Below are 19,573 nucleotides of genomic sequence, written 5' to 3' on the forward strand. Positions count from 1 at the left end.
AAAAACGCCGCCAGCCCAATTTGGCGGCCTTGAATTTGGTAAAGGAAGAAAAACTATGGCTAAAACACAATTCTCAGAAGATTACCGCGCCTTGGCCCTGCTGCCGCTGCGCGATGTGGTGGTGTATCCGCATATGGTGCTGCCGCTGTTTGTCGGCCGTGCGAAATCGATTGCGGCTTTGGAAAAAGCAATGGAAAACGACGAGCCGGTTTTCCTTTTGGCGCAGAAAAACCCCAACGACGAAGAGCCGCAGGCCGCCGATCTGCACAAGATGGGCACGATTGCCAACATCCTGCAAGTATTGAAACTGCCGGACGGCACGGTGAAAGTACTGGTGGAAGGCATCAGCCGCGCCCGTGCACTGTCGGTGGAAAGTAACGGCGACTATTTCTTCGCCCAAGTGGAAGCTGCCGAAGAAGGCGTTTCCGAAGGCCGCGATATGGAAACCCTGCGCCGCACGCTGCTGAACGAGTTCGAGCAGTTTGCCAAGCTGAACAAGAAAATCCCCGCCGAAGTGCTGGGCACAATTTCGGGTATCGAAGACAACGGCCGTCTGACCGACACCGTGGCCGCGCATCTGCAACTGAAACTGGAATTGCGCCAGGAGGTGCTCAACCGCGTGGATGTGGCCGAAAGGATGGAATTCCTGCTCGGACAACTCGATGCCGAGCTGGACATTCTGCAAGTGGAAAAACGCATTCGCGGGCGCGTCAAACGCCAAATGGAGAAATCGCAGCGCGAGTATTACCTGAACGAGCAGGTCAAAGCCATCCATAAGGAATTGGGCGAGGAAGACGAGCGTGCTGAACTCGACAAAATCGAAACGCAGATACGCGAAGCGGGCATGAGCAAGGAAGCGGAAGAAAAAGCGCTTTCGGAGTTGAAAAAGTTGCGGATGATGCCGCCGATGTCGGCCGAGTCCACCGTGGTGCGCAACTATATAGATACACTGCTCGAATTGCCGTGGAAGAAAAAAACGCGCGTTATCAAAGATATTGCCAAAGCCGATTTGGTGTTGGATGCCGACCACTACGGTTTGGAAAAAGTGAAAGAGCGCATCTTGGAATACTTGGCCGTGCAAAAACGCAGCGACAAGCTCAAAGGGCCGATTTTGTGCCTCGTCGGCCCTCCGGGCGTGGGCAAAACCTCGCTCGGCCAGTCCATCGCCAAAGCCACCGGCCGCAAATACGTGCGCATGGCCTTGGGCGGCGTGCGTGACGAGAGCGAAATCCGCGGCCACCGCCGCACTTACATCGGCTCGATGCCTGGCAAAATCATCCAAGGCATGATTAAGGCCGGTGTGAAAAACCCGTTGTTCCTGCTCGACGAAATCGACAAACTCGGCAACGATTTCCGCGGCGATCCGTCCAGCGCGCTGCTGGAAGTGCTCGACCCCGAACAAAACAGCGCTTTCGCCGACCACTTTGTCGAAGTGGACTACGACTTGAGCGACGTGCTCTTCATCGCCACGTCCAACAGCATGAATATTCCGTCGGCGCTGCTCGACCGCATGGAAATCATCCGCCTGTCGGGCTACACCGAAGACGAAAAAGTCAGCATTGCCATGCAGTATCTCGTACCCAAACAGATGGAACGCAACGGCGTGCGCGAGGGCGAAATGGACATCCGCGAAGAAGCCGTGCGCGACATCGTGCGCTACTACACCCGCGAGGCGGGCGTGCGTTCGCTCGATCGCGAAATCGCCAAAATCTGCCGCAAAGGCGTGATGGCGGCGCAGCTGGCGGAAGATGCGGGCAAGGGTGCAGGCAAGCCCGAAGCCATTGTGGTGGACTCGCAAAACCTGAGCAGTTATCTAGGCGTGCGCCGCTTCGATTTCGGCGTCGCCGAAAGCGAAAACCGCATCGGCCAGGTAACCGGCCTTGCCTGGACGGAAGTCGGCGGCGAACTGCTCACCATCGAAGCCGTCGCCCTCAAAGGCAAAGGCAACATCGTGCGTACCGGCAAACTGGGCGACGTGATGCAGGAATCTATCACCGCCGCATGGAGCGTCGTCCGCTCCCGCGCCGAAGCCCTCGGCCTTGCACCCGACTTTTACGAAAAAAGCGACATCCACGTCCACGTTCCCGAAGGGGCGACGCCGAAAGACGGCCCGAGCGCGGGCATCGGCATGACGCTGGCGATGGTTTCCGCCTTCACCAATATCCCCGTGCGTGCCGACGTAGCCATGACCGGCGAAATCACCCTGCGCGGCGAGGTGCTGCCCATCGGCGGCTTGAAAGAAAAACTGCTGGCCGCTCTGCGCGGCGGTATCAAACATGTGCTGATTCCGCAGGGCAACGTGAAGGATTTGGAGGAAATTCCCGCCAATGTGAAGGAAGGTTTGGAAATCCATCCCGTCAAATGGATAGACGAAGTGCTGGAGCTGGGTTTGGAATACCGTCCCGAGCCTTTTAAAGCGGAAGCGGCGGCAGATGCTGCAACCAATGCTTCCGAGGCAAAGTCAAGCGTAAAAGCGCGCAAACACTGACGCAGGCGGCGTTTTGTTGCAAAACGCCGCAACGGCGGGCGATTAGGCCGGAAATGTCCGCCGTTTGTGCGTTTTGCCTTGACACGGCAAATTCAGCCTTGCTATAAAGGCGCGTCATATCCATCCGCATTCCGATGCCGTCCGGGTTTCGGAATTCTTCATTTTCTCAAAACGACAGAAAGGGACTTATCGTGAACAAGTCTGAATTGATCGAAGCAATGGCTCAAGAGGCCGACATTTCCAAGGGCGCCGCCGCCAAAGCTCTGGACGGTATGGTAAATGCCATTACCGAAGCCCTGAAAAAAGGCGACACCGTCACATTGGTCGGTTTCGGTTCTTTCTACGTCGGCGAACGCGCCGAGCGCCAAGGCCGCAATCCCAAAACCGGCGAGCCGCTCACCATCGCCGCTGCCAAAACTCCGAAATTCCGTGCCGGCAAATCCCTGAAAGACGCGCTGTAAACCATAGGCAGGATGCCCGAATCCAGACAAGAGGCCGTCTGAAAAACCCGGTTCCCAAAAACCGGTTTTTCAGACGGCCTTCTTTATGTCTGCCGTATTGGATCACATAAAACCCATGCCGCCCTGTCACAAAGGGCAGGGCGGTTTAACCCGTCGAAACCGCGCTTTCAGACGGCCTTTGCCGCCAGATGCGCGCGCAGCTTCGCTTCGTCCAAATGCCAGTGGCAGATTTCCGTTTCGCCGTCGAGCAGCACGGGCACAAGTTCGTTGTATTTCTTTTCCAACAGCGGATCGTCGTCGACATCGAAAATTTCCAAGGCGAAGCCGTATTCTTCCTGCAAAGGCTTGAGCGCGTCGCGCATGGCGTGGCACAGGCTGCAGTATTCGCGGAACATCAGGGTCAGTTTCATGGCGGTTTCCTGTTTTAACTTTATTGAAGCTGTGCTTTCAGACGGCCGCGATTATACAGGCCGCCTGAAAGGCCGAATATGGCGGCACAGCGCGGGAAAACCTATAATGCCGCCTTTTGCCAACCGCCCGACACGGGATATGCCATGCTGAAAATCTCCACCCGCTTCCACGCCGGTTCGGTCATTGTCAACGACCTGTCCGACCCGCAAAACATCCGCCTCGCCCTGCGTCCCGACAACGCCGCCGCCTTCGCCCAATGGTTTTATTTCCGATTGCAGGGCGCGGCCTACCAAAACTGCGTCATGCATTTTGAAAACGCCGCCTCCGCCGCCTATCCCGAAGGCTGGCAGGACTATCAGGCGCGCGCCTCCTACGACAGGCAAAACTGGTTCTGCGTGCCGACAAACTACGAAAACGGCGTGCTCACCATCAACCACACCCCCCTGTCCAACAGCGTCTACTACGCCTATTTCGAACCCTATTCCGGCGAGCAGCACCTCAACCTGCTGGGCGATGCGCAGGGCAGCGGCCTGTGCCAGATTGACGATCTGGGCAGCACCGTCGAAGGGCGCGACATCAACCTGCTCACCATCGGCAACCAGGTCGAAAGCGATTTGAAAATATGGATCACCGCCCGCCAGCACCCCGGTGAAACCATGGCTGAATGGTTTGTCGAAGGGCTGCTCGGCCGCCTGCTCGACCCGCAGGACCCCACCGCCCGCGCCCTGCTCGATCAGGCGACGTTTTACATCGTGCCCAATATGAATCCCGACGGCGCGGCACTGGGCAACCTGCGCACCAACGCCGCCGGCGCCAACCTCAACCGCGAATGGGCCGACCCTTCGGCCGAGCGCAGCCCCGAAGTGTTTTACGTGCGCGAAAAAATGCTGGAAACCGGCGTCGACCTCTTTCTCGACATCCACGGCGACGAAAGCCTGCCCTATATCTTCGTTGCCGGTACGGAAGGCGTGCCGACGTATAACGCGCGCATCGCCGGACTGGAAAACCGTTTCAAAGCCGCCTTCGCCGCCGCCAGCCCCGATTTCCAAGACGAGGAGGGCTATCCGAAAGCCGCGCCGGGCGAGGCTGATTTGAGTTGGGCGAACAACTGGGTCGGCAACCGCTTCCAATGCCTGTCGTACACGCTGGAAATGCCGTTCAAAGACAATGACAACCTGCCCGACGACGATTTCGGCTGGAACGGCCAACGCTCCCTGCGCCTGGGCGAGGCCGTACTCTCGGCGGTGCTGAACGTGCTGCCCGATTTGCGTTAAACATCAAAAAACCGCACGCTAGGCCATCTGAAAGCCGTCGGTATACTTTCAGAAACGTCATCCCCGCGAAGGCGGGAACGGCCTTATTCAGGAAAAAACATGCACTATCTCATCATCAGCATCTGTTGCAGCGTCGCCGTGTCCGTCCTGCTGAAAATGGCGCGCAAACAGAAAATCGACATCGGCCAGGCCGTCGGCGTCAACTACATTGCCGCCGTCGGCCTCACCGTCTGGTTTTTGCAGCCCGACACCGCCAACTGGCGGCAATACCTGCCGACCTGGTGGCTGTTTGCCGCGCTGGGCGTGCTGCTGCCCTCGGTGTTCGTCGCCATGGGGCGGGCGGTGGACGCGGCGGGCATCGTCAAATCCGACGCGGCGCAGCGGCTGTCGCTGTTTCTGCCCGTGCTGGCGTCGTTTGCATTGTTCGGCGAAAAATTGGGCGAAGGGCGGCTGATCGGTTTGGTGCTGGCCTTTGCCGCGCTTGCCTGCCTGCTGTGGAAACAGGAAGGCGGCAAAAAGGGCGCGTCGTGGCAGGGCGCGGGGCTGCTGCTGGCCGTTTGGGCGGGCTACGGCGTGATCGATATTCTGTTCAAACAGCTTGCCAAAAGCGGCACGGCTTTTGCGGGCAACCTGTTGGTGGCCTTCGCGCTGGCAGGCGTGCTGATGTTCGGCTGGCTTTTCGCGCAACGCACCAAATGGACGGGCACGGGCATAGTCGGCGGCCTGCTGCTGGGCTGCCTGAATTTCGGCAACATTCTGTCCTATATCCGCGCCCATCAGGCACTGGCCGACAGCCCGACGCTGGTATTCGCGGGCATGAATATCGGCGTTATCGTCTGCGGCACGCTGGCGGGCGCGCTGCTGTTCAAGGAAAAGATTTCCACCGTCAACGCGGCGGGCATCGCGCTGGCCGTCTGCGCCGTCGCCTGCCTGTTTTACTGGCCGCAGTTCTCGGCGCTGTTGGGCAGATAGGCCGTCTGAAACGCGTTAAGGCCGTCTGAAAAACACTTTTCAGACGGCCTCTGCCTTTGCAAAACCGTTTCCGTCCGACCCGTTTCAAAAAGACAGAAAGGCCGTCTGAAATGTGTCGAGGCCGTCTGAAAAATGTTTTTTCAGACGGCCTTCAAGTTTCCCCGCCGCACAACAGGCAGGCAAAAAAACGGTGTGGCGGTTTTGCCTGCCACACCCAAACACACACACATCAAGAGGAAAGGAAAGAAAAATTTATCCGGCGGTTGAAACGGCGTTGTTCGTCGGATGGGCGCATTATAGGGACTTTCGCCGTGCGGGCTTTGACGCAGGTCAAGGTTAGTCGCGGCAAAGTGCAAATTCACGGCGCGCGGGCGTTTATTCCTACGGTATGCCGTTTTTGCGCGGCCGGTTTTCCGACTACATCCGATTACAAAAGAGCGCTTTCGCGGTATGATGCGCGCCGACCGACAAAGGATAAGATAAGGAGAAACCATGAGCCAGATCGGCAACCATGCCTTCATGTGCAGATTCGCGGAGCTGCTGAACACCGCCTCGCCCAAGCTTGCCTGCGATCTGATTGCGCCCGATGCCGCCTTCGATTCCGTTATCACCGGCAAATCGCATATCGGCGCGGAAGGCTATCTGGAAATCCTCGCCGCGTTGAAAACCGGTTTTCCCGACGCGTATTGGGATTTGCAGGAAGTGGTGGGCGAGGGCAACGTGTTTGCCGCCCGCTTCAATATATCCGGCACGCATTCGGGCGTTTTTCAGGGCATAGCCCCCACGGGCAGGGAAGTGCGCATCTGCGCCACCAATATCTACCGCCTCAAACACGGAAAGCTGGTGCGCGAGTTCGACCAGTTCGACAACCTGTCGCTGATGTGGCAGATGGGCGTTTACCCGCCGATGCCCGGCGCGCGTTAGGCCGGCGCCGGCGCAAGAGGCCGTCTGAAACCTGCCGCAGGGCTCCGGCTCTGTCGGTCTTCGTTTTCAGACGGCCTTTTGTTTGTGGAGGCCGTCTGAAAATTTTTACGGTAGAATACGCCGCTTCGCGCAACCGTCCGAAAGGAGTTTTCCGAATGAATGCCGAACAGGAAAAACAGCTTTTGCCGCACCGCAACGCCATCGACGAAATCGACGACGCCGTGCTGGAACTGTTAAACCAACGCGCCGTCCACGCCCGCGCCATCGGCGAACTCAAAGGCACGGGCGTGGTATACCGCCCCGAGCGCGAAGCGCAGGTGCTGCGGCGGATCAAAGAATTGAACCGGGGGCCGCTGTCCGACGAAGGCGTGGCGCGGCTCTTTCGCGAAGTGATGAGCGAATGCCTCGCCGTCGAACGCCCGCTTACCGTCGCCTACCTCGGCCCGGAAGGCACCTTCACCCAGCAGGCCGCCGTCAAACACTTCGGCCACGCCGCCAACACCGTCGGCTGCGCTTCCGTCGACGAATGTATGCGCCAGGCCGAAGCCGACCAGGCTGACTACGCCGTCGTGCCGGTGGAAAACTCCACCGAAGGCTCGGTCGGCCGCACCCTCGATCTGCTCGTTTCCTCGCCGCTCAAAGCCTGCGGCGAAGTCGTTTTGCGCATCCACCACCAGCTGCTGCGCAAACGCGAAGGCTGGGAGGGCGCCGACACCGTCTACGCCCACGCGCAGGCGCTGGCGCAGTGCCACGACTGGCTGAACAAACACCTGCCGCCGCACATCCGCCGCGTCGCCGTGTCGAGCAACGCCGAAGCCGCCCGCATGGCGGCGGAAGACGGCGGCTCGCTGGCCATCGCCGGCGCCGCTGCCGCCGAACGCTACGGCCTCGTCGCCCTCGCCCGCAACATCGAAGACGAACCCGACAACACCACCCGCTTTCTTGTCCTCGGCAAACAGTCCACCTTCCCCAGCGGGCAGGACAAAACCTCGCTGCTCTTTTCCACGCCCAACCGCGCCGGTTCGGCCGCCGCCCTGCTTGCGCCGTTCAGCGAAGCGGGCATTTCCATGAGCAAATTCGAAAGCCGCCCGAGCAAAACCGGCCTGTGGGAATACGTTTTCTTCATCGACATCGAAGGCCACCGCGACGACGAACGCGTCCGCGCCGTGCTCGAACGCTTCGCCGAACGCAATGTTTTCGTCAAAATCATCGGCTCGTATCCCGTGGCCGTGCTATAGGGGCTGTTGGCATCCCAACCTTTCAGACGGCCTAAACCCGACAACACCATGAACCCAATGAACAACATTACCGTCTACTGCGGCTCGAACTACGGACAAATCTCCGACTACTTCCGCTCTGCCCGCGAGCTGGGCGCGCTGATTGCCCGCCGCGGCTCGCGCCTCGTTTACGGCGGCGGCCGCATCGGCCTGATGGGTGCGGTGGCTGATGCCGTGCTGGCAAACGGCGGTGCAGCCGTCGGTGTTATTCCCACCTTTCTGATAGAAAAAGAAATGGCGCACCGCGGCCTGACCGAACTCATCGAAACGCCCGATATGCCGACTCGCAAAAACAAAATGATCGAATTGGCCGACGCCTTTGTCGCACTCTCCGGCGGCATCGGCACATTTGAAGAACTGTTTGAAGTCCTCTCCCTCGCCCAACTGCGTCAGCACCAAAAACCCGTCGGCCTCGTCAACACCGCCGGTTTCTACGACCCGCTGCTGACCCTGCTCGAACGCGCCGCAGAACAAGGCTTTATGCCGCAGGCCAACCTCGGCCTGCTGTGCGTCGCCGACACCCCCGCCGCGCTGCTCGAACAAATGGCCGCGTGGCAGCCGCAGGCGGCGCAAAACGTCCGCAAATGGATAGAGCCCGACTGGCTGGCGCACGAAATGCCGTCTGAAAACCCCGCCGCAGGAGCGGCGCAGCCGTGAACGTCCCCGCCTCCTGCGCCATCCTCGGCCTCGGCTACCTCGGCCGCCCGCTGGCCGAAACCCTCTGGCAGCACGGCAGCCGCGTCTTCGCATGGAAAAAAACCGTCACCTCCGACGACATCAACCTGCCGATAGACCTGGCAAGCGGCGATATCGCCGACTTCTTGGCAAACGGCTTTCAGACGGCCTTTGCCCGCTGGCAGGACGCGCAAACCTGGGTCTGCCTGCTGCCGCCGTCGGCCTGCGCGCACGCGGGCGAAAACGCCTATGCCGACACCGTCCGCGCCTGGGCGCAGACCGCCGCGCAATACGGCGCGCAGCACCTGATATTCGCTTCCAGCATCGGCGTTTACGACGGCCACACCGGCAAGGTCGACGAAAACACCGCCCTCGTCAGCCGCCGCGGCCGCCTGCTTGCCCAAGCCGAAGAAGCCGTTTTGTCCGCCGCCGTGCCGCACCGCGACATCCTGCGCCTCGGCGGCCTTTATTGCGCCGAACGCCACCCGCTCGCCGCCGTCCTTGCCCGACGAAAAACCGTCGCCGCCGCCGAGCCCGCCAATATGCTGCACCGCAGCCGCGCCGTCGCCGCCCTGTTTCAGACGGCCTGCACCCCGAACGGCCGCCGTCTGCGCAATGCCGTCGAATACCCGCAGCCCGACAAACGGCAGTTTTACACCGCCGAGGCCGCCAAACTCGGCCTGAACCCGCCGCCCTTCGCCGCGGGCGGCGCAGGCAAAACCGTGCACACCCTGTACGGCGATTTCGCCGCCATCCTGAATGTGAACGGATAAAGAGGCCGTCTGAAATGCCGCCAGCCCCTTTTCAGACGGCCTCCGACAAACATTCCCGCCTGCCGTTCCCCGCAGCAAACGGCAGACGGCATAACAACCGATAAAAACAAGCCGCCTGTATTTTCAGACGGCCTTTGAAAGCAACCATGCCCCTGATTTCCCTTACCAACCGCATCATCCGCCAGAATCCCGCCGTGCGGGACACGCTGGCCGGTTACAACGGCCTGGTTTTCGCCGTGCGCGCCGGCAGCCTGCAACTGCGCGGCCGCTTCACCGCCGACGGCCGGCTGGAAGCGTGCGGCCGCCCCGCCGATGCCGTTCTGGTTTTGCGCCCAAGCCTGATAGACGCCGTTTTCGCCGGACGCCGCCCCGGTTTCGGCGACATCGCCGTCGAAGGCGATTTGCCGCTGGGTTTCAAGCTCCTTGCCGCCTTTTCCGGCCTGCGCCTGTCTGCCGCCGACCTGCGGCAGATACTGGCCGAAGCCGCCGCCTCGCCGTCCGCCGAACGCGCCGCTGCCGCCGTGAAACAGGCCGCCGGGCGTTTCGCCGCGCCGTGCCAGACGGCCGCTGTTTCCCGCACCGAGCTCGACGAAGCGGTGGCCGAAATCGCCCGCCTGCGCCGCGAGCTCGAATGTGTGCAGGCGCGTTTGCGCGGCTGGGAAGACAAGGGGAGATAGAGGCCGTCTGAAAGAAACCCAAAGGCCGTCTGAAAAGCAAAGCTGCTTTTTCAGACGGCCTTTTTGTGTGCGATTGCAGTCTGAGACTTTGGCAAGCATCCGCAAACGGCGTTATGCCCACGCGGGCGGGAATCTTTTTAGAACTGCGGCGATATAGGGGTTGGTCAAAATCTGCCGATCAGAAAAGATCCCCACCTGCGCGGGGATGACGGAGTTGTTTGTTTTCCGTCCTTCTGTTTTTCAGACGGCCTCAGAGGTTTTAGCCGTGTGCCTGCCGCAGGTTTCGCCCGCTTCGTATTTGTCCCACAACAGGCGCGGGTCGAAAAAGTGGGCGGACAGCATGGTAAGCAGGACGACGAGGCAGAAGTAGAGCGAGGCGGGGCCGGGGGTGACGCGGGCGATGGGGGTGTGGAAGGCGCTCATCAGGATGATGACGACGAAGATGTCGATCATCGACCAGCGGCCGATTTTTTCCGTGATGCGGTAAAGCAGCGACACTTTGGCGATATTGGCCGGCACGCCGCAGCGCACGCACAGCAGCAAAAAGGCCATGATGCAGATTTTCAGCACGGGAATCATGATGCTGGCGCTGAAAATAATCGCCGCGATGGCGCGGTCGCCGCTGTCCCACATAAAGAGGATGCCGCCCATGATGGTGCTGACTTCGGTGACGGTGGGGTTGGACGAAATCATGATGGGCAGGGTGTTGGCGGGGATGTAGAAAACGGCGGCGGCCAAGAGGAAGGCCAGCGACAGGCGCAGGCTGCCGGGGCGGCGGGCGAAGAGGGCGGTACCGCAGACGCGGCAGCGGCTTTCTTCCGACGGCCCGAACCAGCGGCAGCGGCTGCAACAGGTTTTGCCGCCGGTATCGTCATGGACGGTGGTGTGGCCGTGCAGGCGGTGGATTTGGTAGTAAACCCAGTGTTCGGGCACGGCCTGCGTGGTACGCAACAGCAGCAGCACCATCGGGAACATCAGCCAGAAGGCCGCGCCGAAGGCAACGTTTACCACGTCGCCCAGCTTGATGTAGGCCACCAGCGTGGAAATCAGGAACACGTCGGCCATCACCCATTCGCGCAGGCGCACCATGGTGCGCGTGGCGGCGATCAGGCCGGGCAGCGGGCGCTTGATCTGCAAAGCAGCGTAAACATACAGGCACAGCAGCAGAAACAGCAGCGGCAGGCCGAAGGTGAAGACAAACATTACTTCAGCGAGAAAGCCGAAATCCTGCAAAACCAGCACTTCGAGCATAAAGGGCAGGGTCAGGCGCTCGTTCACACCTATCATCGACACGGTCATGAACATACTGCCGTACACGCACAGCAGCAGCACCAGCGCGGCAGAGGCCAGTGCCAGCGGCGTGACGAAGGGGCGGTTTTCCACCCGCACCAGCTCGTGGCCGCAGCGCGGGCAGTCGGCCTGATGCCCCTGTTTGAGCTCCGGCACGGCGGTACGCAGGCCGCATTCGGGGCAGTCTACCGTGTGGGCGGGCAGGGTGATGCGGCGCAAAAAGGGGCGTTGCCGCCAGCGGCGCAGGTTTTTCGGAACGGAACGGGCGTGCATATCGGACGGAGGAAAAAGGAAAGGGGCGGATTATACGGATTTTGCGGGCAAAAGGCCGTCTGAAAGCAGCATCCGCTTTCAGACGGCCTTTGTGTTTTCAAACTCCGTTAAAGCGTTGTCCGCAAGATTCCAGACGGCCTTAGGCCGCCGCGACAAACAGCGCGAGCACGCAGACAAAGCCTGCCGCCCACATCATCGAGCGCAGGCGCGCTTCACCGGCGATGTAGCAGAGGGTGAACAGCACGCGGAACACGACAAACAGCACCGCCCAAATATTGACGACGGTTTGCGAAGCGTTGCCCGTGGCGTGGGCGATGATGACGGCGGCGGCAAAGGGGGCGAAGGCTTCGAAACCGTTTTTCTGCGCCGCATCGGCACGCGCCGCCGCGCCCCGGGTTTTGGCGAGAAAGGCGCGCGGGTCGCCGTTGTCGCGGGCAAAGTCAAAGCCCGCCGCTTTTTTGGCGTAGATGGCGCAGGCCAAAGGCAGCAGCGCGGCGGCGAGAACGCACCAGTAGGCAAGAGTCATGTTTGTTTCCTTATCTTCACAATCAAACGGGCGGGCATTATAGCCGCTAATCTGCGTAAAAAACAGGCAGCAAAAAAATCTTCCCCCGCATCAAGGGCAAAGGTGGTTTATCCACAAACTGTCCACGCCGTTTTTCAGCGCGGCGGTGGACAATGCGCCGTTTTTCCCGCGCCTGCTTCGGCTATAATCCGCCGCTTTTGTACAAGGGGACGACATCATGGCCGCACACGCCGCAGCCGCCGGGCTGGTTCCGCAGGCGGGTTATATTTTCGCCGCCGTTTTCGCCGTTTTGCTGCTCGCTTCGTTTGTCGGGCAGTGGCTCAAACGCAAAAAAGGCGCGGGCAATGCCGCCATCGCCAATCTGAACGCGCGCATCTATGCCTGGTGGCTGATGACGCTGGTGCTGCTGGCGGCTTTTTGGTTCGGCAAAACGGGGACGGTGGTGCTGTTTTTCCTCGTTTCCTTCGCCGCCCTGCGCGAATTCATGACGCTGATCTACCGCCGCCGCAGCGATTATTACAGCATGGCGGCCTGTTTTTATGTGCTGCTGCCCGTGCAGTATTACTTGGTGTGGAAGGAGTGGTACGGCCTGTTTGCCATTTTTATCCCGATATACGGCTTTCTGCTGCTGCCGATTATCGCGGGCATGAGCGGGCAGACCGACGATTTTCTGGCGCGTGCCGCGAAAACGCAGTGGATGGCGATGATCTGCATTTGCTGCCTGTCGCACGTGCCGGCGCTGATGTTTTTGCAGCTCGACGGTTTCGACAGCGGCAACAATATCCTGCTGCTGATGTTTCTGATTGCCGTGGTGCAGGCGTCCGACGTGTTGCAATACGTTTGGGGAAAACTCGTCGGCGGCGCGAAAATCATGCCCTCGCTCTCGCCCTCGAAAACCGTGTCCGGCACGGTGGGCGGCATCGCTTCGGCCACGCTGCTTGCCGCGCTGATGGCGCCGATTACGCCTTTCAACGGCTGGCAGGCGGCGGGACTCGGCCTCATCATCTGCCTGATGGGCTTTTTCGGCGGACTGGTGATGTCGGCCATCAAGCGCGACTACGGCGTCAAAGACTGGGGCAATATGATCAGCGGCCACGGCGGCATGCTCGACCGCGTCGACTCGGTCTGCTTCGCCGCGCCGGTGTTTTTCCATTTCGTGCGCTATTTTTGGAGCTGAACGGCGCCTGCCGTTTCGTGAAAAGGCCGTCTGAAAACAGGTTTCAGACGGCCTTCTTGCTTTCAGACGGCCTTTGGCAGGTTTACAGCCAGGGGGCGAGGTGTTCCGCAGCAATGTCCCACTGCCAGATGCCGTTGCGGTTTTCCGTGTTCAGGCCGCGCAGGAAAAGATAGCGGACGCGGACGGTTTGCACGGGACGGCCGCGCTGTTTGAGGTAGCGGGCGACGGCCAGCGCGTAAATCCAGGCTTGCAGGTAGTAGTGGTGTTCGGCCACGGCGGCATCGAGGGCGGCGGGGGCGTAGTCGTCGGGGTGGTTGCCGAGGTGGTTGGATTTGTAGTCGATCACGCAGGGTTGGCCGTCTGAAAGCAGGCAGGTCATGTCGATAAAGCCGTTGAGAAAGCCTTGCAGGGTGTCGAAGTCGAGATGTTCTGCGGCGGCAAGGCAGGCGGAGGGCAGGCCGGCGGCGGCGAGGCTTGTTTTCAGACGGCCTAAGTCGAAGCGGTCGAAGTGCATGACGAAGCCCATTTCGGCGAGGCGGTTTGCGGCGGGCAGGATGGCGAGGGTGTCGCCCGCACCAAGATCGGCGGCGGCGGCGTGGTCGGCGGCGGCGCAGGCGGTTTCCAGCCATTGCTCGGGGAAGCCGTAGCGCTCGAGGGTGTCGGCAATGCGGGTGCTTTGTTCGGCGGCGGGGCGGGAAAAGTCGTGCTGTTCGAGGATTTCGTGCAGGCAGACGCCCGCTTCCGTGCCGCGAGGGAAGTGGAAAAGGTCGAGCATTCCGCTTTCGTCCGACGCGGGGGCGGCGGGCGGCGCGGCGGCCGATTCGGCCTGATCGAGGGCGGGTTGGAGTTCGTCGCCTGCGGCGCGGTGATGGGACAGGCGGCGGGTGAGGCCGGTGAAGCTGGTAAAACGGACGAGTTCGAAGCGGCGCGACGGGTATTCGGCGGCGCGGTAGGTGTGCGTGCCGCGGCCGCGGCTGTCGGCGGCGGCGCTGACGGGCGCGCCTTCGTGCCAGAGGATGCCGCTGTCGGCGGGGGCGCTTTCTATCCAGCGCAGCCAGTTGCGGCGCAGCATGGCGCTTTGGCCGTCTTTTTCTTCTTCGTAGGCCGTCTGAACGGCGGCGCGGCTGCTGTCGGGCGAACCTTCGAGCAGGTAGGCAAAGGTGTTGCGCGGCGTGCTGCGGCAGCGGGCGGCGTAGACGGTGAGCTGCTCTTCGGCGCGGGTGAGGGCGACGTAGAGCAGGCGCAGGCGCTCGCCCAAATCTTCGTCGGCCAGTTGGTTTTGGTCGGCTTCGTCGAGCTGGCTCAGTTCGAGAAGTTCGCTGCCGTCTGCGCGGTGGAGGATGTGCCAGTTGCCGGCGGCGGCTTCGCTCGTGTCCCACGAGAAGGGGCAGAAAACGAAAGGATATTGCAAACCCTTTGAGGCGTGGATGGTGACGATTTTGACGAGGGCTTCGTCGCTTTCCAGGCGCAGCAGGTGGTGTTCGGCGGCACTGTCGTCCTGCATCGTCTGCAAGAGCCATTGGTGGAGCGAGGCAGGGGTGTGTCCGGCTTCGTCTTCGGCGGCGAGCAGTTCGGCCAGCTGCCAGAAGTTGGTGAGGCTGCGTTCGTTGCCCTCCCGCAGCAGGCGCGTTTCGATGCCGTGTTGCGCGGCAAAGGCGGCCAGGGCGGCAAAAATGCCCTGCCGCTGCCAGGTTTCGCGGTCGGCTGCGGCGGCTGCGGTGTGTTCGGACAGACGCGCTTCGCTGCTGTTCAGCTCGGCGATTTGCGCGGCGGTGTGGCCGAACAGCACGCTGCCGAGCACGAAGCGCAGCAGGCCGGTGCGCTGCGGTTCGAGCCAGAAGGCCAACAGGGCGGCGAGGGCTTGGGCTTCGGCGCTTTTGAAAACGGATTCGCGCTGCACGGAAACGGAGGCGATGCCGCGTGCGGACAGGGCGCGTTTGACGAGCTGCCCCTGGTTGTGGCTGTGGACGAGGACGGCGATATGGCCGGGCTGCACGGGTGCGCCGCGGTATTTCAGACGGCCTTGTGCGCCCGCGTTGATGAGGGCGGCGGCTTCGGCGGCGCAGTAGTCGGCGGCGCGTTGGCGCAGGAGGGCTTTGTCGGGCGCGTCTTCGCCTTTCTCGTGCAGCCAGCGGATGTTGAGGGCGGCCTGTGGCGGGCTGAGGCGGCTGTCGGCGCGGGCGGCTTCGACTTCGGGATAGCCGATGCGCTCGAGCACGAAGGGACGGTTTTTTTGTGTGAACAGGCGTGCCGTCGCCTCGGTCAGGCGGCTGTGGCTGCGGAAGTTGCGCGCCAGCGTGTAGTGCTGCGGCGTGTCGGCGGCGGCCTGCAGATAGGCGTAGATGTCGGCGCCGCGAAAGGCGTAAATCGCCTGCTTGGGGTCGCCGACGAGAAACAGCGGCCGCTGCCGTTTGATAAAGATGCGGCGGAAGATTTCGTATTGCAGCGGGTCGGTGTCTTGGAATTCGTCGATGAGGGCGACCGGCCAGTTGTGCGCCACGGTGTCGGCCAGCGTTTCGGCGTGCGTGCCTGCGGTGAGGGCGTGGTAGACGTCGAGCAGCAGCTCGTCGGGGCTGCGGCCGGTGCGCGTGCGGCGTTTTTCGGCGGCGCTTTCGCGCACGTATTGCAGAAAGTCCAGTTGCAGGGCGATCAGCGCCTGATGTTCGGCGGCCAGCAGGTTTTCTGCGGCTTGGTGGGCGCCGTGCAGCAGGGTGAGGTCGGCAAGGTCGGCGGCGGCGGGGTTTTGCCCTTTTTTGACGGCGGCTTCGAGGTATTCGGGGGCGAAAACGCTGATGCCTTTGGTATTAGCCAGCAGCTGCGCCAGTTTTTCAGACGGCATCTCTTCGCTTTCGGCCAGCGCGGCCAGTTCGGCGAATTTGGTTTCGTAAAGCGCTTTTTTGAATTTGCTGCCGCTTAATGACGGATGCACGCGCCAGAAGGTGGCGGTGAGCTCGGGGAGTTTTCCGCGTAGTGTGCGCCATGCCGATTGCGCCTGTTTTTCTGCTTCGGGCAGGATGTTGTCGTCAGGCCGTCTGAACGTGAGGGCGGGGCGGGCGAGGTAGGGCGAGAGTTCGTCCAACAGCGCGTCGGGCAGGAGTTTGGCGCGGAAGACGAGGCGGGCGAGGCGCCCATTACCGGCGACGCGCAGCCGCCAAAAGTCCTGTGCGTAGGTGTACAGTTCGCGTTTGCCGTTTTCGTCGAGTTCGGTGTCGAAGGGGACTTGGCAGAGGAAGGCGTAGTCGCCGAGCAGGCGGCGGCAGAAGCCGTGGATGGTGTAGATGGCGGCGCTGTCGAACTGCGACAGGGCGGCTTTCAGGCGCAGTTGCAGGCGCTCGCGCGGCTCTTGTTCCAGCGCGCGTTGCAGCAGGCCGCTCATGAATTCGTCGGCCGCTTCGGGCAAATCCGTTCCCTGCAAACGGCGCAGGGCTTCGTCCAGCCGCGCACGCAGGCGGGTTTTCAATTCGGCGGTGGCGGCTTTGGTGAAAGTTACCACCAGCACTTTGTCTACCGGCATTTTTTCCAGCAGGATCAGGCGGGCAAACAGGGCGGCGATGCCGTAGGTTTTGCCTGTACCGGCCGAGGCTTCGATCAGGGAGGTGCCGGAAATCGGAATGTCGAGGGGGGAGAAGGGAAGGGCGGTTGGGTTCATGGCGCGCTAGGATTTGGATGGAGGCCGTCTGAAAAGCGAAATGTGTTTTTTCAGACGGCCTTTATAGTGAAACAACACGGAAAGATACAAGGCAGCAAGCCGCAGACAGTATGAAAAATACGGGGCTGGTTTTCTTGGTATTTCCAATGCCGTAGAAAACCGCCCTCTTTGGGCTAGGGCGTGTTGACATTCAACATTTTGGCAGCTTTTCCGTCCTAAAACGGCATCTGCTTCGTTAAAAACACTCGCCAATGGGCGGCATTGGATCGTGTTTTCGCCTTGCATCTGCCATTTTATGCCGAAAAATCCGCTTCAAAAGTTGAATGTCAACACGCCCTAAGGCGCAGCAACGCCGTAGATTTTCGTGTTGGTTCACTATTACGATGCTTTTGAGGCCGTCTGAAACCCTGTTTCAGACGGCCTCCTGCGATGCCCGGCTCAAACGGACAGCTTGTCCGCGCCGCCGAGATACGGGCGCAGGGCGGCGGGGATGTTGATGCTGCCGTCGGCGTTTTGGTGGTTTTCCAATACGGCGACGAGGGTGCGGCCGACGGCGAGGCCGGAGCCGTTGAGGGTGTGGACGAGGCGGTTTTTGCCGTTTTCGTCTTTGAAACGCGCTTTCATGCGGCGGGCTTGGAAGTCTTCGCAGTTGGAGCAGCTGGAGATTTCGCGGTAGGTATTTTGCGCGGGCACCCACACTTCCAAGTCGTAGGTTTTGGCCGCGCCGAAGCCCATGTCGCCGGTGCACAGGGTAATCACGCGGTAGGGCAGTTCGAGTGATTTGAGGATGTTTTCGGCGTGGCCGACCATTTCTTCCAGCGCGTCGTAGGAGGTTTCGGGGCGGACGATTTGTACCATTTCTACTTTGTCAAACTGGTGCTGGCGGATAAGGCCGCGCGTGTCTTTGCCGTGCGAACCCGCTTCGCTGCGGAAACAGGGCGAGTGGGCGGTGAGTTTTTGCGGCAGATCCTGTTCGGCCAAAATGCTGTCGGCCACGGTGTTGGTGAGCGTTACTTCGGCGGTGGGAATCAGGTATTGCGTGGTTTTGCTCTCGTCGCCGCCACGGGTAACGTGAAACAGGTCTTCACCGAATTTGGGCAGCTGGCCTGTGCCGAACAGGGCGGTGTCGTTGACGATGTAGGGGGTGTAGTGTTCGGTGTAGCCGTGCTGCTGCGTGTGGGTGTCGAGCATGAATTGGGCGAGGGCGCGGTGCAGGCGGGCGATTTGGCCTTTCATCACGGTAAAGCGTGCGCCGGAAAGTTTCGCGCCGCCTTCAAAATCCAGCCCCAAGGGTTCGCCCAAATCAACGTGGTCTTTGATTTCAAAGTCGAATTGGCGCGGTTCGCCGACACGGCGCACTTCGACGTTTTCGCTTTCGTCGCGACCGACGGGCACGCTCTCGTGCGGCAGGTTGGGAATCGCCATCAGCCAGGCATCCAGTTCGGCCTGCACGGCTTCCAAATCGGCGGCGGCCTGCTCCAAATCGGTTTTGATTTGCGCGACTTGGTTCATTGCCGCCTGCGCTTCGTCGTGTTTGCCCTGCCCTTTGAGCGCGCCGATTTTTTTGGAAATGCTGTTGCGCGAGGCTTGCAGCTCTTCGGTTTTGACCTGCAGATCTTTGCGGCGGTTTTCGAGGGTTTCAAAACGCGCGGTGTCAAAAGCAAAGCCGCGTTGGGCGAGGCGGGCGGCAACGGCGGCGGTGTCGCCGCGCAGAAGTTGGATGTCGAGCATGGTTCGGGCTTTCTTCGGATAAACAAAACGGGGCGCATTGTAAACGATTTTAAAGGGCGGAAAAACGGCGCGGCCCGGCTTTCAGACGGCCTCTGCCGTAAACGGCGCCTATGGCGGGCGGAGAAAAATCCAATCGGTGCGGCGCATGGTGTCGGGTAGAATCGCCAAGCCGTTTTCAGACGGCCTTATCCATAAAACACATAACAGGAGTATCAAAATGGAACACAAACTGCCCGAACTGCCGTATGCCTTGGACGCGCTCGAACCGCATCTGTCCAAAGAAACTTTGGAATACCACTACGGCAAACACCACCAAACCTACATCACCAATCTGAACAACCAAATCAAAGGCACGGAGTTTGAAAACGCCACGCTGGAAGAAATCGTGAAAAAAGCGTCCGGCGGCGTGTTCAACAACGCGGCGCAAACCTGGAACCACACTTTCTACTGGCTCGGTTTCACCCCCAAAGGCCAGGGCAAACCCTCGGGCGGGCTGGCCGCCGCAATCGACGCCAAATGGGGCAGCTTCGAAGCCTTCCAAAAAGCCTTCGACACCTGCGCCGCCGGCACGTTCGGTTCGGGCTGGGCATGGCTGGTGAAAACCCCGTTGGGCGAGTTGGACTTGGTGTCCACTTCCAACGCCGCCACGCCGCTCAACAGCGACAATGTGCCGCTTTTGACCTGCGACGTGTGGGAGCACGCCTACTACATCGACTACCGCAACAGCCGCCCCAACTATCTGAACGGCTTCTGGGAAATCGTCAACTGGGACGAGGTTGCCCGCCGCTTCTCCGCCTGATTTTGGCTTTGCACTTGGGCGTGTCGCTAATCAACCCGCCCTAAGGACAAAGAGGCCGTCTGAAAACCCGAAACAGGGTTTTCAGACGGCCTCTTTCTGCTTTGGCCTGCTTTTGTCGGCTGAGTCCGTCTGAAAGCGGGATGGAGGCAGGTTTGGCGGGAGAGAAAACAAAAGGCAGGCCGTCCGAACAGACAAA

16 protein-coding genes are annotated in these 19,573 nt (G+C 60.8%); 11 read left to right on the forward strand and 5 right to left on the reverse strand.

The window, feature by feature from the left end:
• Window positions 1-55: 55 nt before the first annotated feature.
• Window positions 56-2,488, forward strand: coding sequence for an endopeptidase La (lon, locus tag CGZ77_RS07490; RefSeq protein WP_094031081.1), 2,433 nt, complete (start codon window positions 56-58; stop codon window positions 2,486-2,488).
• Between the two features lie 191 nt (window positions 2,489-2,679).
• Complete coding sequence (locus tag CGZ77_RS07495; protein WP_036496375.1) at window positions 2,680-2,949, forward strand: HU family DNA-binding protein; 270 nt, start codon at window positions 2,680-2,682, stop codon at window positions 2,947-2,949.
• Between the two features lie 167 nt (window positions 2,950-3,116).
• Here CGZ77_RS07495 and CGZ77_RS07500 read toward each other — a convergent pair whose 3' ends face one another.
• Entirely contained in the window at window positions 3,117-3,359 is a 243-nt protein-coding gene (locus tag CGZ77_RS07500) for a glutaredoxin family protein (protein WP_009426681.1), read from the reverse strand.
• 144 nt (window positions 3,360-3,503) lie between these two features.
• Here CGZ77_RS07500 and CGZ77_RS07505 point away from each other — a divergent pair, with 144 nt between their 5' ends.
• The 7 genes from CGZ77_RS07505 (at window position 3,504) to CGZ77_RS07535 (ending at window position 9,932) form a co-directional block, all read left to right on the forward strand.
• A complete protein-coding gene (locus tag CGZ77_RS07505) occupies window positions 3,504-4,634 on the forward strand; it encodes a M14-type cytosolic carboxypeptidase (RefSeq protein WP_036496388.1) in 1,131 nt (376 codons plus the stop codon).
• Window positions 4,635-4,733: 99 nt separating this feature from the next.
• Window positions 4,734-5,606: a DMT family transporter gene (locus CGZ77_RS07510; protein WP_009426683.1), complete on the forward strand. Its 873-nt coding sequence runs from the start codon at window positions 4,734-4,736 to the stop codon at window positions 5,604-5,606.
• Between the two features lie 492 nt (window positions 5,607-6,098).
• Window positions 6,099-6,530 carry an ester cyclase gene (locus CGZ77_RS07515; protein ID WP_009426685.1) on the forward strand — a complete coding sequence of 144 codons (432 nt, stop codon included), beginning with the start codon at window positions 6,099-6,101 and terminating at the stop codon, window positions 6,528-6,530.
• 155 nt (window positions 6,531-6,685) lie between these two features.
• Window positions 6,686-7,768, forward strand: coding sequence for a prephenate dehydratase (gene pheA / locus CGZ77_RS07520; protein WP_009426687.1), 1,083 nt, complete (start codon window positions 6,686-6,688; stop codon window positions 7,766-7,768).
• 57 nt (window positions 7,769-7,825) lie between these two features.
• Window positions 7,826-8,464 (forward strand): TIGR00730 family Rossman fold protein, encoded by a 639-nt coding sequence (locus CGZ77_RS07525; RefSeq protein WP_009426688.1) that lies wholly within the window; start codon window positions 7,826-7,828, stop codon window positions 8,462-8,464.
• Window positions 8,461-9,255, forward strand: coding sequence for a hypothetical protein (locus CGZ77_RS07530; protein ID WP_009426689.1), 795 nt, complete (start codon window positions 8,461-8,463; stop codon window positions 9,253-9,255). Before CGZ77_RS07525 ends, CGZ77_RS07530 begins: the two co-directional genes overlap by 4 nt.
• Window positions 9,256-9,401: 146 nt before the next feature.
• The gene (locus tag CGZ77_RS07535; protein ID WP_009426690.1) at window positions 9,402-9,932 is read left to right on the forward strand and encodes a hypothetical protein; all 531 of its coding nucleotides are present in this window, start codon (window positions 9,402-9,404) and stop codon (window positions 9,930-9,932) included.
• Between the two features lie 240 nt (window positions 9,933-10,172).
• Here CGZ77_RS07535 and CGZ77_RS07540 read toward each other — a convergent pair whose 3' ends face one another.
• Together CGZ77_RS07540 and CGZ77_RS07545 are read right to left on the reverse strand one after the other, a co-directional pair.
• Window positions 10,173-11,495: a paraquat-inducible protein A gene (locus tag CGZ77_RS07540; RefSeq protein ID WP_036496377.1), complete on the reverse strand. Its 1,323-nt coding sequence runs from the start codon at window positions 11,493-11,495 to the stop codon at window positions 10,173-10,175.
• A 139-nt stretch (window positions 11,496-11,634) separates the two neighbouring features.
• The gene (locus CGZ77_RS07545) at window positions 11,635-12,021 is read right to left on the reverse strand and encodes an MAPEG family protein (RefSeq protein ID WP_009426693.1); all 387 of its coding nucleotides are present in this window, start codon (window positions 12,019-12,021) and stop codon (window positions 11,635-11,637) included.
• Window positions 12,022-12,238: 217 nt separating this feature from the next.
• On the opposite strand from CGZ77_RS07545, the gene CGZ77_RS07550 reads away from it, so the two are divergent.
• A complete protein-coding gene (locus tag CGZ77_RS07550; RefSeq protein ID WP_009426695.1) occupies window positions 12,239-13,198 on the forward strand; it encodes a phosphatidate cytidylyltransferase in 960 nt (319 codons plus the stop codon).
• A gap of 82 nt (window positions 13,199-13,280) precedes the next feature.
• Here CGZ77_RS07550 and recB read toward each other — a convergent pair whose 3' ends face one another.
• Both recB and serS read right to left on the reverse strand, forming a co-directional pair.
• Complete coding sequence (gene recB, locus CGZ77_RS07555; RefSeq protein ID WP_036496379.1) at window positions 13,281-16,847, reverse strand: exodeoxyribonuclease V subunit beta; 3,567 nt, start codon at window positions 16,845-16,847, stop codon at window positions 13,281-13,283.
• Between the two features lie 438 nt (window positions 16,848-17,285).
• Window positions 17,286-18,578, reverse strand: coding sequence for a serine--tRNA ligase (serS, locus tag CGZ77_RS07560; RefSeq protein ID WP_009426157.1), 1,293 nt, complete (start codon window positions 18,576-18,578; stop codon window positions 17,286-17,288).
• Window positions 18,579-18,795: 217 nt separating this feature from the next.
• On the opposite strand from serS, the gene CGZ77_RS07565 reads away from it, so the two are divergent.
• Window positions 18,796-19,377: a superoxide dismutase gene (locus CGZ77_RS07565; protein WP_036496129.1), complete on the forward strand. Its 582-nt coding sequence runs from the start codon at window positions 18,796-18,798 to the stop codon at window positions 19,375-19,377.
• Window positions 19,378-19,573 lie beyond the last annotated feature (196 nt).

The organism is Neisseria sp. KEM232 (assembly GCF_002237445.1).
GTDB lineage: Bacteria > Pseudomonadota > Gammaproteobacteria > Burkholderiales > Neisseriaceae > Neisseria.

Excerpts from the sequence above, each read along its gene's own strand:
- pheA (WP_009426687.1), top strand. The coding sequence starts at position 6,686 with ATGAATGCCGAACAGGAAAAACAGCTTTTGCCGCACCGCAACGCCATC.
- lon (WP_094031081.1), top strand. The coding sequence starts at position 56 with ATGGCTAAAACACAATTCTCAGAAGATTACCGCGCCTTGGCCCTGCTG.
- CGZ77_RS07515 (WP_009426685.1), top strand. The coding sequence starts at position 6,099 with ATGAGCCAGATCGGCAACCATGCCTTCATGTGCAGATTCGCGGAGCTG.
- CGZ77_RS07525 (WP_009426688.1), top strand. The coding sequence starts at position 7,826 with ATGAACAACATTACCGTCTACTGCGGCTCGAACTACGGACAAATCTCC.
- CGZ77_RS07500 (WP_009426681.1), bottom strand. The coding sequence starts at position 3,359 with ATGAAACTGACCCTGATGTTCCGCGAATACTGCAGCCTGTGCCACGCC.
- CGZ77_RS07550 (WP_009426695.1), top strand. The coding sequence starts at position 12,239 with ATGGCCGCACACGCCGCAGCCGCCGGGCTGGTTCCGCAGGCGGGTTAT.
- CGZ77_RS07540 (WP_036496377.1), bottom strand. The coding sequence starts at position 11,495 with ATGCACGCCCGTTCCGTTCCGAAAAACCTGCGCCGCTGGCGGCAACGC.
- CGZ77_RS07535 (WP_009426690.1), top strand. The coding sequence starts at position 9,402 with ATGCCCCTGATTTCCCTTACCAACCGCATCATCCGCCAGAATCCCGCC.
- serS (WP_009426157.1), bottom strand. The coding sequence starts at position 18,578 with ATGCTCGACATCCAACTTCTGCGCGGCGACACCGCCGCCGTTGCCGCC.
- CGZ77_RS07545 (WP_009426693.1), bottom strand. The coding sequence starts at position 12,021 with ATGACTCTTGCCTACTGGTGCGTTCTCGCCGCCGCGCTGCTGCCTTTG.
- CGZ77_RS07505 (WP_036496388.1), top strand. The coding sequence starts at position 3,504 with ATGCTGAAAATCTCCACCCGCTTCCACGCCGGTTCGGTCATTGTCAAC.
- CGZ77_RS07510 (WP_009426683.1), top strand. The coding sequence starts at position 4,734 with ATGCACTATCTCATCATCAGCATCTGTTGCAGCGTCGCCGTGTCCGTC.
- CGZ77_RS07565 (WP_036496129.1), top strand. The coding sequence starts at position 18,796 with ATGGAACACAAACTGCCCGAACTGCCGTATGCCTTGGACGCGCTCGAA.
- recB (WP_036496379.1), bottom strand. The coding sequence starts at position 16,847 with ATGAACCCAACCGCCCTTCCCTTCTCCCCCCTCGACATTCCGATTTCC.